2 protein-coding genes are annotated in these 1,357 nt (G+C 63.9%); both read left to right on the top strand.

Going from position 1 to position 1,357, the window contains the following annotated elements; genetic code table 11:
* On the top strand, nucleotides 1-347 hold a 347-nt coding region (locus C1I89_RS33700; RefSeq protein ID WP_258231585.1), incomplete at its 5' end, for a phage tail tube protein.
* A 716-nt stretch (nucleotides 348-1,063) separates the two neighbouring features.
* A partial coding sequence (locus tag C1I89_RS33690) for a hypothetical protein (protein WP_146196993.1) occupies nucleotides 1,064-1,357 on the top strand: 294 nt, incomplete at its 3' end.

Genomic DNA, 1,357 nt, shown 5'->3' with positions numbered 1-1,357 from the left:
ATGCCAACAACCTCGAGCGCATCGAGACCATCCGCTCGGACGGCAAGATCGATGGAGCCGATCCGACGGTCGCCAGCCTCACCGGCAACCTGGAGGTGCGCTTTGCCGACACCACGCTGATCGATGCCGCCACGAACAACACGCCGCTGGAGTTGACCTTCGGCTACGCGATCGATGCCGATCACCGACTGACCTTCATCGCGCACGAGGTGTATCTGCCCAAACCCAAGCTGTCCATCTCCGGGCCCGGCGGCATTCAGGCCACCTTCGAGTGGCAAGCCGCCAAGGCCACCGGCATGGCGCGCATGTTCACCGTCGAACTGGTGAACGACGTTTCTTCTTACTGATCACCCGACCGAGGTTTCTCATGATCAAACTCAATCTCCCGCGTGAGCCGCACTGGATCACGCTGGCTGCTGGCGTGCGCCTGCAGGTGCGTCCGGCCACCACCGCGCTCGTCATGGCCGCGCGCCATGCCGCCTCCAAAGTCGCCGGCACAGATACCGCTGCGGCCGGGGAGCGCACCGCGACGCTCATCACGGAACTGGCCAAGCTGGCTGTGCTGGCTTGGGAAGGTGTGGCCGACGACAAGGGCAAACCGGCTCCTGTCACGCCTGAGGGTGTCGCAGCGCTGATGGAGCACTGGCTGCTGGCTGATGCCTTCGAGCGCGAATACCTCNGAATACCTCGCCGGCCTCTATGCGCTGGACTCCGAAAAAAACGCCTGAAGGCCCGCACCGCGTGGCACTTCGGTGGCGGGCCGAGCTATTGCAGCGCCTGCCCTGAATCATGTCCCGAGTGCCCCTACACCATGAACGCGCCCGAGAGCCTGGAAGGCTGGCAAGCCGCCAGTGCGATTGACATCTGTGCCAGCCAATTGCGCATGGCGCAGGGCCGCGTGGTGGGGCTCGACCTCAATGCCTGGATGCTGGCTTGCGAGTGCACGGGGCTCGATCGCGCGACGGCAATCGATCTCTTTCCAGCAGTCGAGGCGGGCCTGATGAGCACATTGCAACAAGACACATAGACCCACGATTCACCCGATATCGGATTTCTTCTTCCCATGGCCGAACGCAACCTCTCCATCCGCTTGTCCGTGGTCGACGGCGGCAAGGTCAAAGCCGAACTGTCCGAGATTGGTGAGAGGGGGGAGCGCTCGCTCAAGAAAATCGAGGCGGCGGCCACACCAGCGTCTGGTGGCCTGAAACTGCTGTCGTCTGCCGCTAACGATGCCAAGTTCCAACTGCAGGCCGCCACCGATCGGCTTGGCGTGCTTGGCTCGGTCCTGGGCAAACTCGGCCCCGCCGGTTTGATGGCGGGCGCCAGCATCGCCGCCTTGGGCGTGGGCATCACCGCC

Source organism: Achromobacter pulmonis, from assembly GCF_002885955.2.
GTDB lineage: Bacteria > Pseudomonadota > Gammaproteobacteria > Burkholderiales > Burkholderiaceae_B > Achromobacter > Achromobacter pulmonis_A.
Note: the sequence above shows the minus strand (reverse complement) of the source record. Positions and strands in the feature narration are given on the sequence as shown.